The 24,307-nt window shown below is 62.4% G+C and carries 15 protein-coding genes and 1 riboswitch; of the genes, 11 read left to right on the forward strand and 4 right to left on the reverse strand.

The window, feature by feature from the left end:
• Positions 1-63: 63 nt before the first annotated feature.
• The gene (locus CZ345_RS01070) at positions 64-2,238 is read right to left on the reverse strand and encodes a hypothetical protein (protein WP_077071350.1); all 2,175 of its coding nucleotides are present in this window, start codon (positions 2,236-2,238) and stop codon (positions 64-66) included.
• Positions 2,239-2,378: 140 nt separating this feature from the next.
• Between CZ345_RS01070 and CZ345_RS01075 the strand changes: the two genes are divergently transcribed.
• On the forward strand, positions 2,379-3,284 hold the full coding sequence (locus CZ345_RS01075) for a TIGR00269 family protein (RefSeq protein WP_077071351.1): 906 nt from the start codon (positions 2,379-2,381) through the stop codon (positions 3,282-3,284).
• A 905-nt stretch (positions 3,285-4,189) separates the two neighbouring features.
• Here CZ345_RS01075 and CZ345_RS01085 read toward each other — a convergent pair.
• A complete protein-coding gene (locus CZ345_RS01085; RefSeq protein WP_077071353.1) occupies positions 4,190-4,690 on the reverse strand; it encodes an AbrB family transcriptional regulator in 501 nt (166 codons plus the stop codon).
• Between the two features lie 967 nt (positions 4,691-5,657).
• Between CZ345_RS01085 and CZ345_RS01090 the strand changes: the two genes are divergently transcribed.
• The gene (locus CZ345_RS01090; protein WP_077071354.1) at positions 5,658-7,637 is read left to right on the forward strand and encodes an FAD-dependent oxidoreductase; all 1,980 of its coding nucleotides are present in this window, start codon (positions 5,658-5,660) and stop codon (positions 7,635-7,637) included.
• A 21-nt stretch (positions 7,638-7,658) separates the two neighbouring features.
• Entirely contained in the window at positions 7,659-9,461 is a 1,803-nt protein-coding gene (locus tag CZ345_RS01095; RefSeq protein ID WP_083717044.1) for a [FeFe] hydrogenase, group A, read from the forward strand.
• 168 nt (positions 9,462-9,629) lie between these two features.
• On the opposite strand, the gene CZ345_RS01100 is transcribed toward CZ345_RS01095, so the two are convergent.
• Positions 9,630-10,103: a GNAT family N-acetyltransferase gene (locus tag CZ345_RS01100; RefSeq protein WP_077071356.1), complete on the reverse strand. Its 474-nt coding sequence runs from the start codon at positions 10,101-10,103 to the stop codon at positions 9,630-9,632.
• A 329-nt stretch (positions 10,104-10,432) separates the two neighbouring features.
• Positions 10,433-10,514, forward strand: a riboswitch (glycine riboswitch).
• A gap of 137 nt (positions 10,515-10,651) precedes the next feature.
• On the opposite strand from CZ345_RS01100, the gene gcvT reads away from it, so the two are divergent.
• The 8 genes from gcvT (at position 10,652) to CZ345_RS01140 (ending at position 22,540) form a co-directional block, all read left to right on the forward strand.
• Positions 10,652-11,734 (forward strand): glycine cleavage system aminomethyltransferase GcvT, encoded by a 1,083-nt coding sequence (gcvT, locus tag CZ345_RS01105; protein ID WP_077071357.1) that lies wholly within the window; start codon positions 10,652-10,654, stop codon positions 11,732-11,734.
• Between the two features lie 54 nt (positions 11,735-11,788).
• Positions 11,789-12,172, forward strand: a complete 384-nt coding sequence (gene gcvH / locus CZ345_RS01110) for a glycine cleavage system protein GcvH (protein WP_077071358.1) — start codon at positions 11,789-11,791, stop codon at positions 12,170-12,172.
• 1 nt (position 12,173) lies between these two features.
• Entirely contained in the window at positions 12,174-13,493 is a 1,320-nt protein-coding gene (gcvPA, locus tag CZ345_RS01115; protein WP_077071359.1) for an aminomethyl-transferring glycine dehydrogenase subunit GcvPA, read from the forward strand.
• Positions 13,490-14,929: an aminomethyl-transferring glycine dehydrogenase subunit GcvPB gene (gene gcvPB / locus CZ345_RS01120; protein ID WP_077071360.1), complete on the forward strand. Its 1,440-nt coding sequence runs from the start codon at positions 13,490-13,492 to the stop codon at positions 14,927-14,929. The genes gcvPA and gcvPB overlap by 4 nt, the downstream gene beginning before the upstream one ends.
• Positions 14,930-15,615: 686 nt before the next feature.
• A complete protein-coding gene (locus CZ345_RS01125) occupies positions 15,616-16,296 on the forward strand; it encodes a phosphoribosylaminoimidazolesuccinocarboxamide synthase (protein WP_077071361.1) in 681 nt (226 codons plus the stop codon).
• 13 nt (positions 16,297-16,309) lie between these two features.
• Complete coding sequence (locus tag CZ345_RS01130; protein ID WP_077071362.1) at positions 16,310-17,731, forward strand: amidophosphoribosyltransferase; 1,422 nt, start codon at positions 16,310-16,312, stop codon at positions 17,729-17,731.
• 3 nt (positions 17,732-17,734) lie between these two features.
• The gene (gene purM, locus CZ345_RS01135; protein WP_077071363.1) at positions 17,735-18,772 is read left to right on the forward strand and encodes a phosphoribosylformylglycinamidine cyclo-ligase; all 1,038 of its coding nucleotides are present in this window, start codon (positions 17,735-17,737) and stop codon (positions 18,770-18,772) included.
• Positions 18,773-18,859: 87 nt separating this feature from the next.
• The gene (locus CZ345_RS01140; RefSeq protein ID WP_077071364.1) at positions 18,860-22,540 is read left to right on the forward strand and encodes a phosphoribosylformylglycinamidine synthase; all 3,681 of its coding nucleotides are present in this window, start codon (positions 18,860-18,862) and stop codon (positions 22,538-22,540) included.
• A 127-nt stretch (positions 22,541-22,667) separates the two neighbouring features.
• Here the strand turns inward: CZ345_RS01140 and CZ345_RS01145 are convergent, their stop codons facing one another.
• Positions 22,668-24,293, reverse strand: a complete 1,626-nt coding sequence (locus CZ345_RS01145; RefSeq protein ID WP_239446571.1) for a bifunctional metallophosphatase/5'-nucleotidase — start codon at positions 24,291-24,293, stop codon at positions 22,668-22,670.
• Positions 24,294-24,307: the final 14 nt, after the last annotated feature.

A 24,307-nucleotide genomic window follows, 5' to 3' on the forward strand; every position in this document is an offset into this window, starting at 1 on the left:
TTTTCCCGGCTGAAAAACAGGTTCACGGCAAGAGGCAGTGCAAAGCGTGACCGCCTCCTCCCTTTACGGACGGGATGCTTTTTCCTCTCCGATGGCAGAAGACGTGCCGTCCGCCGACGCATCCGCAGTTTTTTCCGATGCAAAGGAAGCGGCCTGTGCAGCGTTGCCCTGCTCCTGCGCGGAAGAAAGCGCCTGCGTGACCGGAGTCTTCTGCTCAGAGGAAGGCACAACATGGCCGGAGGCAGAGGTTTCCGGCGCTTTTTTCTCCGCCTCTGCGTTCTGTACGGGAGCGGATGCGCTCTTTTCTTCCCCGGAAACGGAGGCCTCAGGCTGGACAGCACTCATCTTGTCCTTCGCCGCCTCTCCGGCGGAAGAAGGCTTCGCTTCTTCTGCTGCGGCAGGCTCCTGCGCCGCCACGCCCGCAGGCTTTTGCGATGCAAAGGAAGCGGCCTGCGCAGCGTTGCCCTGCTCCTGCGCGGAAGAAAGCGCCTGCGTGACCGGAGCCTTCTGCTCAGAGGAAGGCACAACATGGCCGGAGGCAGAGGCTTCCGGCGCTTTTTTCTCCGTCTCTGCGTTCTGTACGGGAGCGGATGCGCTCTTTTCTTCCCCGGAAACGGAGGCCCCGGGCTGGACAGCACTCATCTTGTCCTTCGCCGCCTCTCCGGCGGAAGAAGGCTTCGCTTCTTCTGCTGCGGCAGGCTCCTGCGCCGCCACGCCCGCAGGCTTTTCCCGGTCGCTCTTCGGCAGAGGCTCAAAGGAAAGCGGACCGGACACCTCCCTCACAAACGAGGAAGAAGACGCTTTCTTCTGCTCCGTTGCGGGAGCCGGTGAGGGAGTTTCCGCGGCCTTCTGCGGCACGGCGTCCATCCCTTCTTCGGCAGGCGCCGCCTCCGGCTTCACGGAAGAAAGATCAGGAGCTGCGGCAGGTTGAGGCGCGGGCTCCTCCGTCTTTTTCGGAGCGGAAGGCTGCTGCACGGGCTGAGGCTCTTCCGCCGCCGCGTCATGGGGAGCAGTCACGGCACGGGCGCGCTCTTCGCAAAGCCCGGCCATACGGCCGCACACATCCGCCGCCGCACGGATGGCTTCCACGGAAGCGTGACGGCGGCTCAGCCATTCACCGAGGAACACGAGTTCCGCATCGGGGAGAGCCTTGCCTGCGGCCTTTCGGCGAAGCGCATAGGCCATGTCGTCCCGGGCTCTTTCCTGCCTTGCGGCATACATGCCCGCCACATGGGAACTTTCCGCCATGCGGCGGCTCTGTATGGCCACTTCGTCGCTGTTTCCCGCCTCGCGCGCCATGGAAAGCGCGGTATAGGCACGGGCGAAATCGTCGTTGGCGTCGGCTTCCTTTTCCGCAGCTCTGCGGATGGACGCGGCCAGCGCGGGAAGATCCACGGCAGATGCCGCCTCCAGCGAAACGGACAAGCGCTGAAATTCTCCGGCATACACCATGAACATGTCCGCCACCTGTGCGTCGGAAAGAGACTGCCTGCCCCTGCTTCGGGCGGCAAGTTCCATTTCCTCCACAAGGCGCGGCGCGTACATGCGGTACAAGGCCTCCAGCATGCCCGGCGTGAACACATAGTTCAGCACGCCGGAACGCCCCTTCAGCGGATCGCGTTCCACGCTGCGGAGCGTACCGGAATTGCTGTAACGGAAATTTCCCTGCACGAGCGTGGCCGTACTGCGCCCGCTACGGTCTTCCCTGCGGGAGGGAACATAGCTTGCGGCCAGCCAGCGGGCCAGGTCGCGCACGAATGCGCCCGTCACCACGGAATCCTGCCTGGTCTCATCCACAGCAGGCGGCCTGTTCTCCACCGTTCCCGATGCGCTGTCCCCGCCGGGAAGCGCAGGCCCGGTCTCTTCCATGGCCTTTTCCACACGGGCCAGAAGCTCCGCCGCAGGATCGGAAGGTGCCGGACGCGGCTGCGTACTGATGGCGGCCGAAACTTCTCCGCCCTTCTTCTCTTCCTGAGCGGCGCTCTTCCCGGGCTCGGAGGCAGTCTCCTCCCTCACGGGGACACCCTGCGTCTCTTCCCGGGACGTTCCCATCAGGCTCTGAACAGCCTGTTTCGCCTCTTCGGGAGAGAGACTTCCGCCATCAAAGAAAAAAAGCCATGCCCCTGCGCCCGCACAGAGCAAAACGGCAAGACATGCGGCCAGTTTACGGGAGGAACGGGAAGGTTCGGCCATGGGAGAAAGCTCCGTCTTGCCCGGGCGGGCCGGGCGGGTTGGCATAAATTTACACTTCCTTTTTTTTAGCGTATTCCTCTGCATCTGTGAAGTGCCGCGCCCCGTGCTCCCCTCACGGCCCATGCCGCCGGGATGCCGGGGAACTCCGTACCCAGAGCCATTTTCCGCCGTTACGAGGTTTTCCCATGAAGTGCCGCCGCTGCCATGCCCGCGCCGTTGTTTCCCTGCCCAGTCATAATACCGCCTTCTGCCCCGACTGCTTTCTGGATTTCTTTTCCCGCCAGGTGGACAGAGGCATACGGGAACATAAGCTCATGACCAGGGAAGACCGCGTTCTGGTAGCCCTTTCCGGCGGCAAGGATTCCCTCGCCCTCATGCTGGAACTCGGCAGACAGGGCTACAACGTCACGGGCCTGCATATCGATCTCGGCATTCCGCAGTCCTCTCCGGCGGCCCGCGGCGTGGTGGAACGCTTCTGCCAGAAGTACGATTTTCCCCTCATCATACGCGACATGGCCGCCGAAGGGCTGGCCATTCCCGACGTGAAGGCCGCACTCCGCCGCCCCGTCTGTTCCGCCTGCGGAAAAATCAAGCGCTACTACTTCAATCAGACGGCGCGCGAAGGCGGCTTCAACGTGCTCGCCACCGGCCACAATCTCGACGACGAGGTGGCACGCCTCACCAGCAACACCCTGCGCTGGGACAGAGCCTATCTCAGCGATCAGGGGCCCCTGCTGGAGGATTCCGACGGTTTCACCCGCAAGGTCAAGCCGTTCTGGCGCGTTACGGAGTTCGAAACGGCCAACTACGCCTTCCTCATGGGCATAGAAAACCACTACGCGCCCTGCCCCTACAGCGAAGGGGCCAGCTTTTCCACGCTGAAGGGCCTGTGGCTTGAGCTGGAAGAAAAAATGCCCGGCAGAAAAATGGACTTCTATCACGGCTTTCTGGAACGCGGAAAACCCGCCTTCCGACAGGAGGAGGAAAAAAAGGGACAGACCCTTCAGCCCTGCGCCCGCTGCGGCTACCCCACCTCCACGGAAGTATGCGGCGTCTGCCGCATACGCGAAGCCCTCGCGGCAAAAAAGTAACGAAGTCTTCCACCTGCAAGAAAACGAAACTTGTCTTTTCCCGGAAAACGCCTATCCTTTTTAAACGTACAGGCAGGATTTTCAGTGTTCTCTTACAAGGAGAATCCCATGAAACGCAGACTTCTTGCCGTCATGCTTGCAGCCCTTCTTGCAGGCTGCGCCCCGGACCCCTACGGGCCGGATGTTTCGGGCAGCGTGGCCTTCGGTACGGGCGGCGTTTATGCCGGAGGCGTCAGCGTCGGCACGGGAGGATATTATACGCCTAGATACTACGGCACTTCCCTTCTCTTCCCCGTACTGCCGCCCCCGGTCGTCGTGCATCCCCGTCCTCACAGGCCTCCGCACGGAGTGCTTCCGCCTCCTCCGCCGCATCGCCCTCCGCACGGCGTACGGCCCCCCGGCCCTCCCGAGATCGGAAGAGCGTCGTGTAGGGAAAGAGTGTAGATCTCGGTGGTCGCGGCGGCCCCAGACCTCCCATGATGCGCCCGGGCGGTCACGGTCCGCGGCCGCCCATGGCGCGCCCTGCGGGAGGAAGACCTCCCCGTCCTTCCATGGCCCGTCCCGGAGGTTCCACGTCGCCCACCTTCATCCATCGCGGCCACAGATAGGAAAAGCTCTCCTGCACGTCTGCCCGCTACAGGAGCGGCATGGGCAAAAGCCCGCCCCTCTCCTTCGCACAGAAGACGGACACCGTAAAAACACGGCAAGGCCCCGTTTCCGCATGAGCGGAAACGGGGCCTTGCGTATTCCTTCTACGACGGAGATCCCTGCGGAAGGGCACAACCACGCGAAAGGCACGCCTCTTTTCCTTCTCATGCAGAAAAGACCGGACCGAACGGAGGCTTACCCGGCATGGCGCGAAAAAAAACGGATTCTCTTCCGCCCGTCCCGTACAAGGCCGGGGACTACTTATGGAAGAAAAACTTCATGCACCAGCAGAACACGGGCACCAGCAGGATGACCACATACAAACGCGTCATCTGAAAGGCCATGATCTTGGGCAGATGTTCCGCCGCGTCGGCAAGGCCGATGACGGCGTTGAGTCCGCCCGGCGATGTGGCGAGAATGGAGCTTGTCACGTCCAGATCCGTCATGTGCCGCACCACAAAGGCCGAACCGAGTCCTGCCAGAAGCAGAATGGCCGTACTCAGCACCATGACGGGAATCTGATCCTTCATGCTGGAAAGCATATCCAGAGAAATCATGGAACCGACGCAGATACCGATGGCTATCTGCGCGCCGTTGTAAAAAAGCGAGGGCATCTGCATCCCGGAAAGGCCGAGAAGCTTGACGATCATGCTGCCCACGACGGCGCCGAGCATACAGCCCCCGGGAATGTTCAGGTATTTAAAAAGGCAGCCCATGGCCGTTCCGCTGACAACAAGCATAAGTATCTGATGATTCATAGCGGACCTCTTCGCTGAATATTCATGCAGGATACCTTGAAATCATGTCTTTTGTAAACATGAGCAGCCTGTCGCCCGCGTCCGCTGCAATATTTTCGGGCGCGCAGTACAGACTGTTGCAGAACACCGTACCTGCGCAGGAGGAAACTCCTTCCGCTCTCCGTACCCCTCATAAGGAAGGAAAAGACGATTCTTCCGCACGACGAAACCTTTCCCGCAGGGCTGCGACGTCCGACTCATGCGCGACAAGAAGCGGACAGCGCTCTTTTCTTTCCCCCCTTTGCATCGCATGTCTTTTCCCTGCAATGTCCCGCCGCCGCACAGGAGAAAGCTATTCTCCGCCGGGAGATGCAGTATTACAAAAAAAGATATTTCCTCTCTGTCTTTTTTCACATCAACCTCGCGGCATTATTCTTCTTTCATAGAAGTATGGCCTGTGGGGCAACGGCCATGGCCTCTCTTTTCTGCAGAAACGGCTTTCCCCAGGGGCGAGGGTCCGTGACCTTCCCGTCGGGGAACGCATCCAGCCCCTCGACGGGCCGGAGAAAAACTCGTCTCGTATGTCCTCGGGAGAACCGGCCGCGGAAGCCGCGCGAAAAAAAGCATGACGGCGCTGATGACGGACGGAAAAATCCGCATGATACGCATTCCGGCCTGCAATGTTTTACCGCCATTGCGAAGAGCGCCCATACGGCCACGGACACACGGCCCGTCGAGGGCCGCCTCCCCTGCCCGGCGGCAGAACACGGCGACATTCTTCCTGCGCTTTTTTCTCCTCTCTTTACGAACGCCTTTTTTTTCCCTACATACAAGCAATATACCTGTTGGCGGCTCCCCGCCTCTCGGCAGGAAAACTCCCTTTTACGGAAAAAGGCCCCGAAAAAGCAAAGGTCCCGCTCCGTGAAAAAAGGAAGGCCCCCGTTACCGTCCAACATGCCACATGCACCATTCAAGGAGGCTCTGCCCTATGCCGCAGCTGATTTACGGAGTCTGGGACAATGTCGTGTACGACAATCGCGGCTCCGCTGCTCCCACCTCTCCGAAGGATTTGCCGCTGGAACTTTTCGATCAGTTCAACGAAGGAAATCCCACGGAGGTTTTTCTCAGCAACCGGGGCTTTCTGGTCTTTTCCCGCACGGCCAGTCTCGCCTGGGCGCTGTGGAAGCATCATGAACGCCTTGCCGCCGAATCCTGCGGCAAGTGTTCGCCCTGCCGCGCCGGCTCGCACATTCTCGCTCAGGAGCTGGAAAAGGCCTGCCACGGCGGAGAGGTGAACTGGGAAGAAGTGCGCGACATCACCGAACAGATGCACGAAACCTCCCTCTGCGGTGTGGGCCGCACGGGCACGACGCCTCTTCTCAACGCCATTGCCCATTTCCCCGACGAGCTGCGCCCCTTCCCCTTCCACGGGAACGCGGGCTTCTATTCCGTCACCACAAGCCCCTGCATCGAAGCCTGCCCGAGCCACGTCAACGTGCCCCGCTACATCGACTACCTGCAGGACGGCCATAACGACCTTGCCTCAGGCGTGGTGCTCAACCACTACCCTCTCGCGGGAAGCTGCGGCCGCGTATGCGTGCGCTACTGCGAAAAGGCCTGCCGCCGCGCCCAGGTGGATGCTCCCGTGGACATCAAGAACCTCAAGCGCTTCGCCGCCGACAAGACCATCGTGCCCGGCATTCTGAAGCCGGAACCCTGCCCCACCACGAAGAACAAGCGCGTGGCCGTCATCGGCGCGGGCCCCGTGGGCGTCACCTGCGCCTATCAGCTTCTGGAAACCGGCTATCCCGTGGATATCTATGAAGCCCACGACAAGGCCGGCGGCATGGTGCGCTACGGCATACCCTTCTACCGCCTGCCCAAGAACGTGCTCCTGCAGGAAAACGAACTCGTCAAGCAGATGGGCGGCATGTTCTTCTTCAAGCAGAAGCTCGGGCGCGACTTCCACATCGACGACCTGTTCAACCGGGGCTACAAGGCCGTGTTCATCGCCACCGGCTGCCCGCTGGGCGGCTATCTCGGCATGGAAGGGGAAGACACCTCGCTCCCCGGCTATGAAAACGGCATAGATTTTCTGGAAAAGGTGCACGACACGCTGGAAACCGGCGTCACGCCCTCCATGGAAGGCGATGTTGTCGTGGTGGGCGGCGGCAACGTGGCCATGGACTGCTGCCGTTCCGCCGTGCGCATGACAAACGGCAAGGTGCACCTCGTCTACCGCCGCACGGAAGCCGACGCCCCGGCCGACAGAGAGGAAATCGTGGAAGCCATGCGCGAAGGCGTGCAGTTCCACTTCCTTTCCGGCCAGGATTCCCTGGTGGTGGAAGACGGAAAGATCAAAGGCCTGCGCTGCGTGGCCATGCAGCAGACGGAACCCGATGAAAGCGGCCGCCGCGGCGTCACGCCCATCCCCGGTTCGGAATTCGTCATTCCCTGCGACCACGTCATCGCCGCCATCGGCCAGAAGAGCGATCCCGCCATGCTCACCAGTGAAGACGGCATCGCCCTCGACCGCAAGAACTGCATCATCGTCGACGAATATCAGGCCACCTCCCGGCCCGGCGTCTTCGCCGGCGGCGACGGTACCACCGGTCCCCGCACCAAGGGCCCGAGCGTACTCATCCACGGCATGGCTCAGGGTTCCATCGGCGCGCAGGCCATTGTGAGCTATCTTGAATACGGCAAGCCTCCCTTCCTTGCCCGCGAACGCATAAGCGAACTCATCCGCAAGGCCGACCTGCTCGGCGACGAGCCGGTATGCGGGCAGGAAAAGAAAGCCCGCGTGAAGCTCAGCGAACTCGCCCCCGCCGAACGCGCAGGCAACTTCAAGGAAGTGGAACTGGGCATGAGTCAGGAAGAGGCGTGGAAGGAAGCCAGACGCTGTATGCGCTGCTACCGCATCATGTCCGTCGTCACCCGCTCCCCCATCCCCGGTTTCAAAGCCTAACCGTTTCTGAGAGAATCTGCCATGAATGCATCCATCAACGGACGTGACTATAGTTTCGAGGCCGGGGAAACCATCCTTCAGGTGGCCCGGCGCAACGGCATCTTCATTCCCACGCTCTGCCACTTCCAGCCTCTCGACCACAAGCCCGGCACCTGCCGCGTGTGTCTTGCGGAAGTGACGGACAAAAACGGCCATACCGAAATGATGACCACCTGCAACACTCCCATGGAAGAAGGGATGCGGGTGAACACCCGCTCCGCCCGCGTGCGCGACATGCAGCGCCTTCAGGTGGAGCTCATCTTTGCCGACCACGATCAGGACTGCGGAGCCTGCGCCCGCCACGGCAACTGCGAGCTGCAGGATCTGGCCGAATACGTGGGCCTTTCCACCAACCGCTTCGCCCCGCGTATGCCTTCCGTGCGCCCCTTCGACGACACCATGCGCGGCATGGTGCGCGACATGACCAAATGCGTGCGCTGCCTGCGCTGCGTGGAGGTCTGCCGCAAGGTGCAGGGGGTGGCCGCCCTTACCGTGGACGGCACGGGCGTAGGCGCGCATATCGGCGTGGGCATGGCCCCCAGCCAGAACACCTCCGCCTGCATACAGTGCGGTCAGTGCACCCTGGTCTGCCCCACGGGCGCCCTTTCCGAGCGCGATGAAAACGACGCCGTGCTCGATTACATCGCCAACCCGGAACTCACCACCGTGTTTTCCTTTGCTCCTTCCGTGCGCGTGGTGCTCGGCGAGGAGTTCGGCCTTGCTCCCGGTGAAAATGTTCAGGGCAAAATCGTGGCCGCGCTGCGCCGCCTCGGCGCCGACGTGGTCATCGACACCGATTTCGCCGCCGACGTGGTCATCATGGAGGAAGGTTCGGAACTGCTCAGCCGCATCAGAAACGGCGGCAAGCTCCCCCTCTTCACCTCCTGCTGCCCGGCATGGGTGAACTATGCGGAAAAGCACTGCCCGGACGTGCTGCCCTACGTTTCCACCACCCGTTCCCCGCAGGCGGTGGCAGGTTCTCTGGTCAAAAGCTATCTTGCCGAAAAAATGGGCCTCTCTCCCCGGAGAATCCGTGCCATATCCATCATGCCCTGCACGGCGAAAAAGGATGAGGCCGCACGGCCCCAGCTCCATGTCAACGGCGCGCCCGATACCGATGTGGTGATTACCGTGCGCGAACTCTCCCGCCTCTTCCGCCGCTGCGGCATTGATCTTGCGAAAATGGAACCGGAAGAGTTCGACAACCCCTACATGAGCGATTCCACCGGTGCGGCCGTCATCTTCGGCACCACGGGCGGCGTGATGGAAGCCGCCGTCCGTACCGTGTACGCCGTGCTCAATCATAAGGAACTGCCCGGTGTGGACGTTGTGCCCGTGCGCGGCGAAGAAGGCATGCGTGAGGCGGAAGTGGACCTCGGCGAAGGCAACGGCGTCATCAGGGTGGCCGTGGTTCACGGGCTCGCCAATGCCCGAAAGCTGGCGGAACAGGCCGTGGCGGGCAATTCCCCCTATACCTTCATCGAGGTCATGGCCTGCCCCGGCGGCTGCGTGGACGGCGGCGGCACCTGCCGCGTGAAGAAGGACTATCACCCCCATGCCCGCGACCGCAGGCAGGGACTCTTCACCATCGACAAGAACATGCCGCGCCGCCAGTCCCACAACAACCCGCAGATCATCCGGCTGTATGAGGACTTCCTCGGCGAGCCGAATTCCCACAAGGCCCACGATCTGCTGCACACCCACTACACCGACCGCAGCAAGGTGCAGACGGAAAGCATTTCCGCCACCAAGAAAAAGCTGACCCTCACCGACCAGTCGGCCTGATCCGGCTCTTCGGCATGAACATGGGCCGCCCTTCCGGGGCGGCCCTTCTTTTTCTTCTCCCTCTCCGGGAGATGCATGCAAGGCGGTTCCTTACGCCTTTTGCGCGGAATCCGGCCATGCCGGGAGCTTCTCATCTTCCGGCAAAAGGCCCTCTGCCGGAGCATCGCCTTACCGGGCAAGATTCTGCAGCGTCTCCCCGGCGATTCTGTACACCGTCCAGTCCTTCATGGATTCCGCGCCGAGGGAAAGATAAAAATCAATGCTCGGCCTGTTCCAGTCGAGGCACCACCACTCCAGGCGGCCGCAGCCGCGCTCCACGGCAAGGGCGGCCAGCTTCTTCAGCAGCGCCTTTCCGTATCCTCTGCCGCGGTATTCCGGCCGGACGTACAAATCTTCCAGATAGATGCCCGCCCGGCCGAGGAAGGTGGAAAAATTATGGAAGAACAGGGCAAAGCCGACTTCCCTGCCGTCTTCAAGCGCAAAGATGACTTCCGCCTTCTTTCTGTCGAAAATCCACTCTTCCAGCGTTCCTTCATCCGCGACGACTTCGTGCAGCATCTTCTCATAGTCCGCAAGTTCCCTGATGAACTGCAAAATCAGGGCCGTATCCTTTCTTTCCGCAAATCTGAAACCGAATTCCACGGCGTATCTCCTCCCTGCCCGTACGGCAGGTTCTCTTCTAACGCAATTTGCCCGCCGGGGAAACCGCCGGTATGCCATGCCCTCACTCCCCGGCACGCCGAAAGGTATCCGCACGAAAACCATGAAGAAGGTACTGCTCCATCTTCCCGGAAACAAAGGCGAAACGCCGCCTTCTCCCCGAGCGCCGGAACGGTGAGGAAAAAAAGAGTTCCCGCGCCGCTCCGGCAACATATCTTGACCTTGTTCCATGCCCGTGATATTGGACAAGCAGTTTGGAACGACAGTTTTCTGTGGTTCTTTCAAACGAATAGGGCCGTGCATGGATTTGGATGAAGGAACCGGGAGAGAGCGCCGGAAGGCGACGCCGAAGGGGCCGCGAGAACTCTCAGGCAAAAGGACCGGTTCTGGACAAACTCTGGAAAGCAGCAATGCACCAATGAGGCAATCCGCCCGGCGGAGAATCTTTCAGGTCAGTAACAGAGGCACAGATGACGAAGTCGTTCGTTATCTGTGCCTCTTTTTTATTCCCTTTTTCGAGGAGAAGGCCCATGGAACAGAAAACCCCTCTTTACGACGTGCACATCGCGGAAGGCGGCAAGATCGTCCCCTTTGCCGGTTATCTGCTCCCCGTCCAGTATGCGGACGGCGTCATCAAGGAACACATGGCCGTGCGCCGGGCGGCAGGCCTGTTCGACGTGTCCCACATGGGAGAAATCCGTTTTACCGGCCCTTCCGCACTGGAAACGCTCCATCACCTGCTCACCAACGACTTCACGAACATGCCCGTGGGCAAGGTGCGCTACAGCGTCATGTGCAATGAAAAAGGCGGCGTCATCGACGACCTCGTCATCTACAAGTTCGGTGAGGAGGAATATCTTGCCGTGGTGAACGCGGCCAACCGGCACAAGGACTACGCGCACATGGCGGCGAACCTTCTGCCCGGCACGAAGGCCGAGGATATTTCCGATTCCGTGGCGCAGCTCGCCCTGCAGGGCCCTGCCTCGCCCGACATTCTCGCCAGGCTCGCCCCTGCCGAAAAGCTGCCGCAGAAGTACTACACCGCCGTGCGCGATATTCCGGTAGGCGGCATTCCGTGCATGGTGTCCCGCACGGGCTACACCGGCGAAACGGGCTATGAAATCTATACCGCGCCGGAAAACGCCGTCCGTCTCTGGCAGATGCTGCGTGAAGCCGGCAGGGAATACGGGCTCATCCCCTGCGGACTCGGCGCACGCGATACCCTGCGCCTCGAGGCCGCCATGCCCCTGTACGGCCATGAAATGAACGAAGACATCACTCCCTTTGAAGCGGGGCTTTCCTTCGGTGTGAAGATGGAAAAGCCCGACTTCATCGGCAAAGCCGCCCTTGCGGCGGCGGGAGAGCCTTCGCGCGTGCGCGTAGGGCTCGTCATGACGGGCCGCGGCATCGCGCGCGAACATCAGGATGTGTTTCTGGGCGACGAGCGCATCGGCGAAACCACCTCCGGCACCCACTGCCCGGCCGTGGGCAAGGCCGTGGCCATGGCCCTTGTGGACGTTGCGCACAGCGCCCCCGGCACCCTTGTGGATGTGGACGTGCGCGGCCGCCGCGTGAGCGCGCAAATCGTTCCTCTTCCTTTCTACAAACGCTGAACCGGCCCTTTTCCGTCTCCTTTTTGAACCATCTATCCCCTACGGAGCACAGCCATGTCCAAGATTCCCGCCGAACTCAAGTACACCGCTTCCCATGAATGGATCAAAACCGAAGGCGACGTTTACGTCATCGGCCTCACCGACTTTGCGCAGAGCGCCCTCGGCGACATCGTGTTCATCGAACTTCCGCAGGAAGGCGACGCCGTGACCATGGGCGACTCCTTTGCCGACGTGGAATCCGTGAAGGCCGTGTCCGGCGTGTTCAGCCCGGTGACCGGCACCGTGTCCGCCGTGAACGAGGCGCTCATCGACAACCCCGCCCTGCTGAACGAATCCCCCTACGACGCCTGGCTCATCAAGGTTTCCGGCGCGGAAGCCGTGGGCGAACTGCTCGACGCGGCCGGCTACGAGGCCGTGTGCAAGTCCGAGGAGGCCTAGCATGGGAAGCTACATCCCCGCGACCGGGGAGGAAAGGAAGGCCATGCTCGCTTCCCTGGGCCTCACGTCCGAGGAGGAGCTCTTCCGCGTGGTGCCCGAAAAGGTGCGCGTGCATGAGCTCAACCTCCCCCACGGACTGAGCGAAATGGAAACGGCGCGCAAGGTAAGCGCTCTTGCGGAAAAGAACGTGCGCTTCCGCAGCGTGTTCCGCGGCGCAGGCGCATACCGCCACTACATTCCTTCCATTGTGAAGACGGTGACCTCCAAGGAGGACTTCGTCACGGCATACACGCCCTACCAGGCGGAAATAAGCCAGGGCGTGCTTCAGTCCATTTTTGAATACCAGACGCAGATCTGCGAGCTCACCGGCATGGACGTATCCAACGCCTCGGTGTACGACGGGGCCGTGGCTGCGGCCGAAGCCGTGCTCATGTGCCTTGAACGCCGCAAAAACGGCGTCATCCTTGCCGGAACCGTCGACCCGCAGGTGCGCGAGGTGGTGCAAACCTACTGCGAAAGCCGCAACGTGCCCGTTACGGTGCTTCCCGTCTCGTCTGGCGCCACCGCAGTGGAAGATCTGCGCGCGGCCCTTTCCGACGACACGGCCTGCCTTTATGTGCAGAGCCCCAACTACTACGGCGTGCTGGAAGACATGGACGCCCTTGTTTCCGCCGCGCATGAAGCCGGAGCCCGCGTGGTCATGGGGGCGAACCCCATTTCCCTCGGCCTTCTGAAAACGCCCGGGGAATACGGGGCCGACATTGCCGTGGGCGAAGGCCAGCCTCTGGGCATGCCGCTCGGCTTCGGCGGGCCCTATCTCGGCTTCATGGCCTGCAAGAAGGAACTCATGCGCCGCCTGCCCGGCCGCATTGTGGGCGAAACCGTGGACGGCGAAGGCCGCCGCGCCTTCGTGCTCACCCTGCAGGCCCGCGAACAGCACATCCGCCGCGAAAAGGCCTCTTCCAACATCTGTTCCAACGAGGCGCTCTGCGCCATGACGGCATCGGTCTACCTTGCGGCCATGGGTCCGCAGGGACTGCGCCGTGCGGCGGAAAACTCCGCCGCCCACGCCCATTATCTGGCGGCGGAACTTGCCCGCATTCCCGGCTTCGGCCTGCGCCATGAAGGCAGGGAATTCTTCCACGAATTTCTCACCGGATGCCCCGTGGACCCGGAACTTCTCTGCCGGGAACTCGCGAAGAAGGGCATACTCGGCGGTCTGCCCGTGGAAGGCGGCATCCTGTGGTGCTGCACCGAACTCTGCAGCAAAAACGACATGGATGAACTCGTCACCGCCATCCGGGAGGTATGCGCACAATGAAACTCCTTTTTGAAAGAAGCCGTCCCGGCCGCTGCGAAAGCCTCCTGCCCGAATGCGATGTGGAAAAGGTGCAGTTCTCCTCTTCCGCGCTGCGTTCCTCAGCTCCCCGCCTGCCGGAAATGGCGGAGGTGGACCTCGGCCGTCACTATACCGAGCTTGCCTCCCAGACCCACGGCGTGAACAAGGGCTTCTACCCCCTGGGCTCCTGCACCATGAAGTACAACCCCAGGCTGAATGAGGAAATGGCCGCCCTGCCGGGCTTTGCCGACATTCATCCCCTCCAGCCGGAAGAAAGCGTGCAGGGCTGCCTTGAAGCGCTGTACAAGGTGGAAGGCCTGCTTTGCGAAATCACCGGCATGGACGGCATGACCATGCAGCCTGCGGCCGGAGCGCACGGCGAATACACGGGCCTTCTGCTCATCCGCCGCTACCACCTCTCGCGGGGCGACACGGCCCGCACGAAGATCATCGTGCCCGATTCCGCCCACGGCACCAATCCCGCCTCGGCCACCATGGCGGGCTTCACGGTGGTTTCCGTGCCCTCCAATGCCGAGGGCGGCGTGGATCTTGAGGCCCTGCAGAAGGCCGTGGGCCCCGATACCGCGGGCCTCATGCTCACCAACCCCAACACGGTGGGCCTTTTCGACCCCAACATCCTCGACATCACGCGCATCGTGCATGAAGCGGGGGGCCTGTGCTACTACGACGGCGCGAACCTCAACGCCGTCATGGGGCACGCCCGTCCCGGCGACATGGGCTTCGACTGCGTGCACCTCAACCTGCACAAAACCTTTTCCACGCCTCACGGCGGCGGCGGACCCGGCTGCGGCCCGGCGGGCTGCAAGGCCTTTCTGGAACCCTTCCTGCCCGGCCCCCGCGTGCGGAAGGAGGCCGACGGCTACAGCTTCTTCAGGCCGGAAAACAGCATGGGCAGGGTGCGTTCCTTCTACGGCAACTTCCTTGTGGCGGTGAAGGCGCTCACCTACATTCTCACCCTGGGACGCGAGGGCATTCCCGAAGCCTCGGCCGTGGCCGTGCTCAACGCCAACTACCTCATGAAGAAGCTCGCCGGACATTACGACATGGCCTACGATACGCTCTGTATGCATGAGTTCGTCATGTCGCTGGAACGGCAGAAGCACGACATGGGCGTCACCGCCATGGACGTGGCCAAATCCCTGCTGGACTACGGCATCCATCCGCCGACCATGTACTTCCCGCTCATCGTGCATGAGGCGCTCATGGTGGAGCCCACGGAAACCGAAAGTCCCGAAACCCTGGACGATGCGGCAGAAGCCTTCATCGCCATTCTGGACAGGGCGAAGACCGACGCCGCCTACCTGCACGCAGCGCCGCACCGCTGCCCCATAGGCAGGCCGGACGAAGTGCGCGCCGCGCGTACCCCCGTGCTGCGCTATGAGTTCGACAAGAACTGACGCCGGGGCAGGCCCCTTCTGCCCGATGAAGAAAGCCCGGAGAAAAGGCACAACCCTTTCTCCGGGCTTTTTTCCGCTTTTGCCCTCAGACCTGGCAAAGCGCATCAAAAAGCGTGCTCCGGCGCGGACTTGCGCACGCACCGCCGCTTCTGGACCGCGTACCGGAGTCATGCTTTTTCCTCCCTCTGCCGTGCGGACACGGCTCCCTGGCCGCTTCCGCAGCGCCTCTGCAGCCGGAAGCCCCCGCCCGCCTCTTGCGAAGCGTCCTGAAACAGGCTATATTGCCCCTTTGTTTTTCCTTCAATCTAACACCATGAACGCGATGAGCACTCAACCGGCCCTCACCGGGAGCTTCTGCACGAACGGCCATAACGCCGGAACGCATACCGCGGCCTTTTCCTGCGGCCTTCGCGCGCGCCTTGAGGCTGCCTGCACGCATGCCGCCCTTCGTCATGAAGGCTCGGCAAAAAGAATCCTTCCCGCAACGACAGAGGGCACGGGTGCATGGTGCATCATGTGGACCGGAGAGAGGCAGCCTGTACGCCAGACGCAGGGCTGCCCTTTTTGCGTTCTTTTCGGCGCGACACGCCGTCGGAACGGGGGAAGCACGGCATCGCTCCTCCGGCCCGGAACGGGTGCGCCCTTCACCGCATTCACACCCCAACACCCCTAGGGAGGCATTTCTCATGAATCTTGTCTACACCGGCAAAACCAAGAACGTTTACGCTCTGGACAACGGCAACTATCTTCTGAAGTTCAAGGACGACTGCACCGGCAAGGACGGCGTGTTCGATCCCGGCGAAAACTCCGTCGGCCTCACCATCGAAGGCGTGGGCGACGTGAACCTGCGCATGTCCATCTACTTCTTCGAAAAGATCAACGCCGCCGGCATCAAGACCCACTATGTGAACGCGAACCTCGCCGACACCACCATGGAAGTGCTCCCCGCCAAGGTGTTCGGCAAGGGCCTCGAAGTCATCTGCCGCCTCAAGGCCGTGGGCAGCTTCCTGCGCCGCTACGGCGACTATGTGGAATCCGGCGCGGATCTGCCCGCCTATGTGGAAACCACCTTCAAGAACGACGATCTCGGCGATCCTCTGGTCACCAAGGACGGCCTCGTGGTGCTCGGCGTCATGACCGAACAGCAGTATGAGGACATCAAGGAAATGACCCAGAAGATCACCCGCATCGTGGCCGACGATCTGGCCGAAAAGGGCCTCACCCTCTACGACATCAAGTTCGAATACGGCTACGACGCCGACGGCAAGGTCATGCTCATCGACGAAATCGCCTCCGGCAACATGCGTGTGTACAAGGACGGGGAATACATCGACCCCATGACCCTTTCCAAGCTCTTCTTCGCGTAGGAGCGGAACGCATATGGGCGGATTCTTCGGCGCCATCTCAAGGCGCGACTGCGTGCTGGACATCTTCTTCGGCGTGGACTACCACTCCCACCTCGGCACGCGCCGGGGCGGCATGGCCATATACGACAGAGAACTCGGCTTTCAGCGGCAGATCCACAACATTGAAAATACGCCTTTCCGAACCAAGTTCGAAAAGGACCTCGCCGAGTTCAGAGGATGCGCCGGCATAGGCTGCATCAGCGACATCGATCCTCAGCCGCTTCTGGTGCGTTCCCATCTGGGCCTGTACGCCATCTGCACGGTCGGCATCATCAACAATGCCGAAACGCTGGTGAAGGATTACTTTTCCAACTGCGGCCATCAGTTCATGGCCACCAGTTCCGGCAAGGTGAACCCCACCGAGCTCGTGGCGGCGCTCATCAATCAGAAGGACGACATCGTTTCGGGCATCCGCTATGCGCAGGACGTCATCGAAGGTTCGATGACCATGCTCCTGCTCACGGAAGACGCCATCATCACCGCCAGGGACAAGATGGGGCGTCTGCCGGTGCATATCGGCAGAAGCGACACGGGCTACAGCGTTTCCTTCGAATCCTTCGCCTATCACAAGCTGGGATACGCGGACGCCTACGAGCTCGGGCCGCGCGAAATCGTGCGCATCACGGCCGGGGGCTATGAAACGCTCTCTGCCGCGGAAAAGCCCATGAAGATATGCGCCTTCCTCTGGACGTACTACGGCTACCCCAACTCCAATTACGAAGGGGTGAACGTGGAAGTCATGCGCTACCGCAACGGCGAGATCATGGCGCGCAATGAAATGGCGCGGGGAACGCTGCCGGACGTCGATCATGTGGCGGGCGTGCCCGATTCCGGCACGCCTCACGCCATAGGCTTCGCCAACCACTGCAAGCTTCCCTTCGCAAGGCCCTTCGTGAAGTACACCCCCACCTGGCCGCGTTCCTTCATGCCCGCCAACCAGGCCGTGCGCAATCAGGTGGCCAAGATGAAGCAGATCCCCGTGCCCGAACTCATTCAGGGCAAGAAGCTGCTTTTCGTGGACGATTCCATCGTGCGCGGTACGCAGCTGCGGGAAACGGTGGACTTTCTGTTCGAATCCGGCGCGGCGGAAGTGCACATGCGTTCCGCCTGTCCGCCCATCATGTACAGCTGCAAGTACCTGAACTTCTCCCGGGGCAATTCCGACATGGACCTTCTGGCCCGGCGCATCATCCAGGAACTGGAAGGCGACGAGGGGCACCGCCACCTCGAGGAATACGCCGACGCCTCCACGGCGCGCGGTAAAAGCCTGCTGGCCGCCATCTGCAAGAAGATGGGCTTCGACTCGCTGGGCTATCAGTCGCTGGACGGTCTGCTTGAAGCCATCGGCATCGACAGAGAGAAGATCTGCACCTATTGCTGGAATGGAAAAGGATAAGCCATGAACAATTCCCACTCCGCTTCCTATGCCGCGGCCGGCGTCAATATCGAAGCCGGCTATGAAGGCGTGCGCCTCATGAAGCGCCATGTCGAACGCACCCTCATTCCCGGTGTGGTGTCCGATCTCGGCGGCTTCGGGGGCCTGTTCGAGCCCGACACCGCCGGCATGGCGCGTCCGGTGCTCGTTTCCGGCACCGACGGCGTAGGCACCAAGCAGCGCATCGCCCAGCTCATGAACAGGCACGACACCGTGGGCATCGACTGCGTGGCCATGTGCGTGAACGACATCGTCTGCTGCGGTGCAAAGCCCCTCTTCTTCCTCGACTACATCGCCATAGGCAGGAACGAACCTGAAAAGGTGGCCACCCTCGTTTCCGGAGTGGCGGAAGGCTGCGTGCAGGCCGGCTGCGCCCTCATCGGCGGCGAAACGGCCGAACACCCCGGCACCATGGCCGCGGACGACTACGACCTCGCGGGCTTTGCCGTGGGCGTGGTGGATCGGGAAAAGATCATCGACCACAAGCGTATGCGGGAAGGCGACGTCATTCTGGCGCTGCCCTCCTCCGGGCTTCATTCCAACGGCTACTCGCTGGTACGCAAGGTCTTCGACGTGGAAAACGCCGACCTTCACCGCTACTGCGACGAACTCGGCATGACGCTGGGCGAGGCGCTGCTCACTCCCACCGTCATCTATGTGAAGCCCGTGCTTGCGGCCATTGCCGCCGCCGACGTGCACGGCATAAGCCACATCACCGGCGGCGGATTCTATGAAAACATCCCCCGCTGCGTGCCCGACGGGCTTGCCGCCAGAGTGGAGAAGGCCGCCGTGCGTACCCCGGCCATTTTCTCCATGCTGCAGCGCGAAGGAAACATCCCCGAACGCGATATGTTCAACACCTACAACATGGGCGTGGGCATGACCGTGATCGTGTCGAACGATACGGCGGACAAGGCCCTTGCCGCCCTGAAGGCTCAGGGCTGCGAAGCCTATGTTCTTGGAGAAATCGTTTCCGGCGAGGAAAAGGTCGTCCTCGCCTGAGACAAGGCCGCGCCCGCACGGGCGGGCGCGGCCCGGCTGCCCCCTGCACGACATGCGGCGGTCCGCCCGCTGCGAAGGAATTCGAGAATGGTAAGACGCATCTATGTAGAGAAAAAGCCCGCCCTGCGGCATGAAGCCGGAGCGCTGCTTGCCGAGCTTCGCACCCTGCTCGGCATCTCTTCCCTTGCCGGACTTCGGCTCATCAACCGCTACGACGTGGAAGGACTGGATGAGGAAGCCTTCCGCCGCGCGGTGAAGACCGTGTTTTCCGAACCGCAGGTCGACGATGTGAGCGAACAGCTTCCCGCCGGCGACCATACGGCGTTCGCCGTGGAATATCTGCCCGGCCAGTTCGACCAGCGTGCCGACTCCGCGAGTCAGTGCATCCAGCTCATGACGCAGGGAGAAAGGCCCGCCGTGCGCACGGCGCGGGTCTTCCTGCTTTCGGGCGACCTTTCCGAAGCCGATGTGGAAAAAATCAAGCGCTACCTTATCAACCCCGTGGAAGCGCGCGAAGCCGGACTCGGCGCCGTGGAAACGCTGCGCATGGAATACGAGGTGCCCAGCAGCGTGAGCACCGTGGAAGGCTTCATCTCCATGGACGAAGCCGGTCTGAAAGAACTGCTCGATTCCCTCGGCCTCGCCATGGATCTTGACGACCTCAAATTTCTTCAGGCCCATTTCCGCGACGAGGAAAAGCGCGATCCCACCATCACGGAAGTGCGCGTGGTGGACACCTACTGGTCCGACCACTGCCGCCATACCACCTTCTCCACGCATATCGACTCCGTGGAGATTCTGGACGACGAGACCCGCGCCGCCTACGAGCGCTACCTTGCCGCCCGTGTGGAGGTGTACGGCGAGGAAAAGGCGGCCGTAAGGCCCCGGACCCTCATGGACATGGCCACCATTGCCGCCAAGACGCTCAAAAAGCGCGGTCTGCTCGGCAACATGGATCAGAGCGAGGAAATCAACGCCTGCTCCATACACGTCACGGCCACGGTGAACGGCGAAGAGCAGGACTGGCTGCTCATGTTCAAAAACGAAACGCACAATCACCCCACGGAAATCGAGCCTTTCGGCGGCGCAGCCACCTGCATCGGCGGCTGCATCCGCGACCCGCTCTCCGGCCGCGCGTATGTGTATCAGGCCATGCGCGTCACCGGCTGCGGCGATCCGCGCACGCCCGTTTCCGAAACCATTCCGGGCAAGCTTCCCCAGCGCAAGCTGGCCCAGACGGCGGCCGCAGGCTATTCCTCCTACGGCAACCAGATAGGTCTTGCCACGGGCATGGTTTCCGAAGTCTACCATAACGGCTATGTGGCCAAGCACCTCGAAGTCGGCGCCGTGGCGGCCGCGGCTCCGGCCGCGAACGTGGTGCGCGAGCGCCCCGCTCCCGGCGACGTGGTCATCCTCCTCGGCGGCCGCACGGGACGCGACGGCATAGGCGGCGCCACCGGCTCCTCCAAGAGCCACAACCGCAAGTCCCTCGTGACCATGGCCTCGGAAGTGCAGAAGGGCAACGCGCCCGAAGAACGCAAGATACAGCGCCTGTTCCGCGACGGCAGCGTCACCCGGCTCATCAAGCGCTGCAACGACTTCGGCGCGGGCGGCGTGTCCGTGGCCATAGGCGAACTCGCCCCCGGTCTGAGCATCCGCCTGGACGCGGTGCGCAAGAAGTATGAAGGGCTGGACGGTACGGAACTCGCCATTTCCGAATCGCAGGAACGCATGGCCTGCGTGGTGGCCGCCAAGGATGCGGAAGCCTTCATCGCCGCGGCGCAGAAGGAAAATCTCGAAGCCTATCAGGTGGCCGAGGTCACGGAAGATGCCCGCATGGTCATGACCTGGCAGGGCCAGACCATCGTGAACCTTTCCCGCGCCTTCCTGGATACCAACGGCGCGTCCAAGCACACCACCGTCAAGGTGAACGCGAAGGACCGTTCCGCTCTTGACGCTCCCGCGGCCTCCAGCCTGCGCGAAACGGCTTCCAGCCTGAAATGCGCCTCCCGCCGCGGCCTTGCCGAGCGCTTCGACTCCACCATCGGCGCAGGTTCCGTGCTCATGCCCTTCGGCGGCGTGCGTCAGCGCACGCCCGCACAGGCCATGGCCGCGCTGCTGCCCGTACTGCCCGGACAGGAAACCGAAGACTGCTCCGTCATGGCATGGGGCTTCGACGCGGATCAGATGTGCGTCGACCCGTACAGGGGAGCCTACCGCTCCGTGGTCACCTCCGTGGCCCGTCTTGCCGCGGCAGGCTGCGATTACCGCAAGGCGTACCTTTCTCTTCAGGAATATTTTGAAAAGCTGCGCGACGACCCCGAACGCTGGGGCAAGCCCTTCTCCGCCCTGCTCGGCGCGCTGGACGCCCAGCTCGGTCTCGGCGTGGCGGCCATAGGCGGCAAGGACTCCATGTCCGGTTCCTTCCTCGACATGGACGTGCCTCCCACCCTCATTTCCTTCGCCATCGCTCCGGCCAAGGTCGGGGACATTCTTTCTCCCGAATTCAAGGAAGCCGGACACGGCGTGTACCTCTTCGCCCCTGAAAGCGAAGACGCCTCCGCTCTCAGGGCCTGCTGGGACGGCTTTGCCGCCCTGCGGGAAAAGGGCATCGTCAAGGCTGCCTGGGCCGTGGAAAACAGCGTGGCGGAAGCCGTCATGAACATGTCCTTCGGCAACGGCACGGGATTTGCCGCCTGCGCCGACGTGGCATGGCACAGGCCCATGCCCGGCGCCATCGTGGCGGAACTTTCCGAAGACTGCGCCTGCGGCCTGAAGATAGGCTCCACCACCGGCGACGGCATGATCAGCCTCGGTAAGGACAGCGCCTCCGTAAGCGAGCTTCTCGCTCTGAACGAAGGCGTGCTGGAAAATATCTATCCGAGCCGTACCGAAACCGAAGCCGCCCCCGTGCCCGTGATCGCCTCTGAAAAGAGCCCGGTGGCCGTGCCCCGCGTGGGCGCGGCAAGGCCCAGGGTGCTCATTCCCGTCTTCCCCGGCACCAACTGCGAATACGACAGCGCCCGTGCCGTGCTCCGTGCAGGCCTTGAACCGGAAATCATGGTGCTCCGCAACCAGTCGGCCGCGGAAGTGTCGGAATCGGCCGCCCGCTTCGCCCGCGCTGCGCGCGACAGCCACATCATCTTCGTGCCCGGCGGCTTCTCCGGCGGCGACGAACCGGAAGGTTCCGGCAAGTTCATCACCGCCTTCTTCCGCAATCCCGAAGTGGCGGACGCCACCATGCGCCTGCTCAAGGACCGCGACGGCCTCATGCTCGGCATCTGCAACGGCTTCCAGGCGCTCATCAAGCTCGGTCTCGTGCCCTACGGCGAAATCATCGATACCGACGAGAACTGCCCCACCCTCACCTTCAACGTCATCGGCCGCCATCAGTCGAAGATCGCGCGTACGCGCGTCTGCTCGCGCCTGTCTCCGTGGCTCGGCAGGGTGAACGTGGGCGATGTGGTTTCCGTGCCCGTTTCCCACGGCGAAGGCCGCTTCCTCTGCGACGGCGCGCTGCTGGAAAAGCTGCGTGCAGGCGGGCAGATAGCCACGCAGTATGTGGACCTTGAAGGCAATCCCTCCATGGATGTGGACTTCAACCCCAACGGCTCCATCTGGGCCGTCGAAGGCATCACCTCGCCCGACGGCCGCGTGCTGGGCAAAATGGGCCACTCCGAACGCACGGGCGCAGGCCTCTACAAAAACGTGCCCGGCGATTACGACCTGCACCTCTTCGAATCCGCGAAGGACTACTTCAGCATCTGAGCGCTCCGGGGGAGTCCGTCTCCCCCGAGCGGAGCTTCACGGGTCCGCCTGAGGTTGCGGCGTTCAGAAAAACTAAGGCTCCCGGCCGCATCATACGGTCGGGAGCCTTTCTTTTACATGAAGCGGCCTATCTTACACGGATGATGCGCCCGCCCTCCGGCTCGGGCAGCGGGGAATGCGTCCGTATCCAGGCTTCCACCTCATCCACCACCAGACTCTCGGGCGAAGGAACCGCGCCTCCTCCGGCCAGCACGGCATAACCGTCCCCCCCTTCGGCAAGATAATCGGCAAGCGCCACGATATAGCGCCCGTCCGGCTCAAGAGGGGAAAACGTTCCCTTTTCATCCTGCACTTCCGCCTTCAGCACCCGGGAACCGGCGGGACGGGTGGAATCCACCTCATAGCGCAGGCCCGCCGTCTGGAGAAGACGCGGCCCCTTCGCCCCTTCCTGCGCCACGCCGTGTTCCAGCGCGGCAAGAATCTCCCTGCCCGTATATTCACGCAGTACGGACACGTTGCCGAAGGGATGAACGGAAAGCAGGTCTCCCCGCGTGATCTTCCCGGCGGGAAGAGCCGCGCGTACGGCTCCGCCGTTGCAGAGCGCCACGGTTGCGCCGAAGGGACGGCCCGCCTCCAGCATGGCGTCCGTGGTGATCATGCCGCCGAGGCAGTCCTTTTCCCGGCACAGGTCCATGCCGTCGGGCAGGGAAAGATGATGCTCTCCCACCACTTCGGCACGGAGCGCCCTGAGCGTCGCCCCGTAGCGGTCCACAAGTTCCTTCACCGCGGGGTCCACAGGCGTGTCGGCGCCAAGCTCCACGGCGGCCCCGCTCCAGAATGCGGGTACGCCTTTTCCGTCGAACTTCACGCTGAGCTCGCCGAGGTACTTTGCCCCGCGCCCGGCGGTGACCACCAGAACGGGGGAACCGTCCGGCGAATGCTCCACCACGGGATACGGTCCGTCGGAAGGCTCGGGTCCCAGATAGCTGTGCGTATGCCCGCCCACAATGATATCCACGCCGTCCACGCTGCGGGCCAGTTCTCTGTCCCTGGGAAGACCGAGGTGCGTCACTGCCACGATGTGCCGTATGCCCTGCGCTTCAAGTTCCTTCACCTCGCGGGCAAGCGCATCCTCCGCCCTGTCGAAGCGCGTCTGCGCGCAGGCCGAGGCCAGGGCGGTCACCTCATCGTTGGCAAGCCCCACAACGGCCACCTTTTCCCCGCGCACGTTTCTGACGATGTGCGGCAGCCTTCTCCCCCCATGCAGGGGGCAGCCTTCTTCAGGATTCAGATTGGCGGCCAGCACGGGCACAGGCGTCTTTTCCATAAAGCGGGCCAGTTCCCCGCAGCCTTCGTCGAACTCATGGTTGCCCAGCGTCATGGCGTCCCACGGCACCACGCGGTCCACATCCGCAATCATGGGCCATTTGTTCACACTGTAGAAAAGCGTGCCCTGAAACTGGTCTCCGGCGTCCACGGCGATGACGTTGTCCTTCTGCGCCCTCGCGGCCTTCACGGCAAAGGCCACACGGCCCAGCCCCCCGGCACAGTCTCCGTTCTCCAGACAGGCGTTGCCGTATCCGTCCATACCGGCAAGGAAGGAATGCGTATCGTTGGTGTGCAGAATCACCAGCTCCAGACCGTCTTCCTGCCGTTGCGGAACCGATTTTTCCCCGCATCCGGCAAGAACGGATGCCATGGCCAGAACCAGCGCAAGGCATGGCCCTGCACCGCTCCGTATTCTTCTCTTCATGGTTCTTTCTCCTT

It is taken from the genome of Mailhella massiliensis, from assembly GCF_900155525.1.
Taxonomy (GTDB): Bacteria; Desulfobacterota; Desulfovibrionia; order Desulfovibrionales; family Desulfovibrionaceae; genus Mailhella; species Mailhella massiliensis.

Bases quoted from the DNA above. Each gene is read 5' to 3' on its own strand.
- CZ345_RS01070 (WP_077071350.1), bottom strand. From the start codon at position 2,238: ATGCCAACCCGCCCGGCCCGCCCGGGCAAGACGGAGCTTTCTCCCATG.
- CZ345_RS01075 (WP_077071351.1), top strand. From the start codon at position 2,379: ATGAAGTGCCGCCGCTGCCATGCCCGCGCCGTTGTTTCCCTGCCCAGT.
- CZ345_RS01085 (WP_077071353.1), bottom strand. From the start codon at position 4,690: ATGAATCATCAGATACTTATGCTTGTTGTCAGCGGAACGGCCATGGGC.
- CZ345_RS01090 (WP_077071354.1), top strand. From the start codon at position 5,658: ATGCCGCAGCTGATTTACGGAGTCTGGGACAATGTCGTGTACGACAAT.
- CZ345_RS01095 (WP_083717044.1), top strand. From the start codon at position 7,659: ATGAATGCATCCATCAACGGACGTGACTATAGTTTCGAGGCCGGGGAA.
- gcvT (WP_077071357.1), top strand. From the start codon at position 10,652: ATGGAACAGAAAACCCCTCTTTACGACGTGCACATCGCGGAAGGCGGC.
- gcvH (WP_077071358.1), top strand. From the start codon at position 11,789: ATGTCCAAGATTCCCGCCGAACTCAAGTACACCGCTTCCCATGAATGG.
- gcvPA (WP_077071359.1), top strand. From the start codon at position 12,174: ATGGGAAGCTACATCCCCGCGACCGGGGAGGAAAGGAAGGCCATGCTC.
- gcvPB (WP_077071360.1), top strand. From the start codon at position 13,490: ATGAAACTCCTTTTTGAAAGAAGCCGTCCCGGCCGCTGCGAAAGCCTC.
- CZ345_RS01125 (WP_077071361.1), top strand. From the start codon at position 15,616: ATGAATCTTGTCTACACCGGCAAAACCAAGAACGTTTACGCTCTGGAC.
- CZ345_RS01130 (WP_077071362.1), top strand. From the start codon at position 16,310: ATGGGCGGATTCTTCGGCGCCATCTCAAGGCGCGACTGCGTGCTGGAC.
- purM (WP_077071363.1), top strand. From the start codon at position 17,735: ATGAACAATTCCCACTCCGCTTCCTATGCCGCGGCCGGCGTCAATATC.
- CZ345_RS01140 (WP_077071364.1), top strand. From the start codon at position 18,860: ATGGTAAGACGCATCTATGTAGAGAAAAAGCCCGCCCTGCGGCATGAA.
- CZ345_RS01145 (WP_239446571.1), bottom strand. From the start codon at position 24,293: ATGAAGAGAAGAATACGGAGCGGTGCAGGGCCATGCCTTGCGCTGGTT.